At 39.8% G+C, this 1,798-nt stretch carries 1 protein-coding gene; it reads left to right on the forward strand.

Annotated elements, in window-relative coordinates:
- Nucleotides 1–419: 419 nt before the first annotated feature.
- Complete coding sequence (locus ACTNDN_RS24775) at nucleotides 420–1,649, forward strand: IS110 family transposase (protein WP_031540352.1); 1,230 nt, start codon at nucleotides 420–422, stop codon at nucleotides 1,647–1,649.
- Nucleotides 1,650–1,798 lie beyond the last annotated feature (149 nt).

The following is a 1,798-nucleotide window of genomic DNA, read 5'->3' on the forward strand; positions in this document are numbered from 1 at the left end:
CTCCTCGTATAGTAAGTTTATAGTCCTCTTTCGAGGTAATTTCCAATTAAAATATTGTTCTTTGATAATTCTATAGATGTTAGTTCAGATAGTGGGGGGCTAGCCCCCCACTATCTGAAAAAGTTTTCCAAAGGGTGGACTTTTCGTGATGTCCCTAGATAATGGTCTTAGGATCATTTGGGGGATTTCTATCATCTCCTGTAGCTTTGACTACTACAAAAGTCTGTCTCCCCAGTCCTTGTTCGAACTTCTAACCCGCAGGCTGTTCCCTTTGGCAGCCCATGCTGGAAGTTGCAGCTTCCAGGCAGCTCATGGACCAAAGTGAGTTCTAATACGCGAGGGTGATTGACCGACAAGTACACTGGGGATATCCCGAAGAGTCCTTCCCTTGATCCTAGATTGAAAGGAGGTTAGCCACCATGAAATTATTTGTTGGAATAGACGTTAGCTCTCAAGATATGAAAGCTTGTGTCATGAATTTTGAAGGAGAAGCATTAACTGCTCTCACTGTTGACAACAATTTGACTGGGGCATCTTATCTGAAAGATCAGATTGTCAAGATAGCCCAAAGTAACTCAATTTCCGAGATTCAAATCGGGATGGAGGCCACTTCAGTCTATAGTTGGCATCCTGCTATGTTTTTTCACGAGGATGAATCTCTTAAAGAATTTAAAACAACAGTCTTTACTATTAATCCAAAACTAATTAAAAAATTTAAAGAGTCATATGTTGACCTGGATAAAACAGACCAAGTCGATGCTTGGATTATTGCAGATCGCTTACGGTTTGGACGTCTTCCACTAACGGCGGTGATGCAGGAACAATTTATTGCTCTTCAAAGGTTGACAAGAATGAGATATCATCTCGTTCACAACCTAACGCGAGAAAAGCAATATTTTCTGCAACACTTATTTTATAAGTGTAGTTCCTTTACGACTGAAGTGGATAGTTCGGTTTTTGGAAATGCCATGTTAGAGCTATTTCTTGAACAATATAGCTTAGATGAAATTAGCTCAATGGATCTTCAAGAACTTGCGAATTATCTTCAAGATAAGGGCAAAAATCGCTTTACTGACGCCGAGTGTGTGGCGAAATCCATTCAAAAGGCTGCGAGATCTTCCTACCGATTATCAAAGTGTGTGGAAGATTCTATCGACCTATTATTAGGGACTTCAATAGAGTCCATCCGTAGTATAACTAAACAGATTAAAGAACTTGACAAAGCCATCCAAAAGCTTCTAGAAGGTATCCCTAATACCTTACAGACGATTCCAGGAATAGGCCCAGTCTATACCGCTGGTATTTTAGCCGAAATTGGACAAATTGATCGCTTTGATAACCAAGCTTCCATTGCCAAATATAGTGGACTTACATGGTCCAAGAATCAATCAGGAAAGTTCCAAGCTGAGGAAACCAAAATGATACGTTCAGGAAATAGATTTCTTCGTTATTACCTTGTTGAAGCTGCCAACTCGGTTCAACGAAATGAACCTGAATTTCGGGCATACTACCTGAAAAAATATCGTGAGGTTCCTAAGCATCAACACAAAAGAGCACTCGTCTTAACGGCAAGAAAACTTGTGCGGTTGGTCGATGCGCTGCTACGCAACGATCAAGTCTACACGCCAAGAAGGAAGGTGAATAACTAAAGGATAAAACATCCTAAATCCTTCAATATTTTCCAGTAAATGGTTTAATATCTTACTGGGTTTCTTAAGTATTGTCTTTTTTAGGTATTGGTTGGCTTACAATTTCCAATTCCTTAGATTTTGGTACTTGACATATTACCGCAGGACTT

Origin of the sequence: Niallia sp. HCP3S3_B10 (genome assembly GCF_052064465.1) — a bacterium.
Classification (GTDB): Bacteria; Bacillota; Bacilli; order Bacillales; family Cytobacillaceae; genus Niallia; species Niallia hominis.

Coding starts and splice junctions, on each gene's coding strand:
- ACTNDN_RS24775 (WP_031540352.1), top strand. CDS start 420: ATGAAATTATTTGTTGGAATAGACGTTAGCTCTCAAGATATGAAAGCT.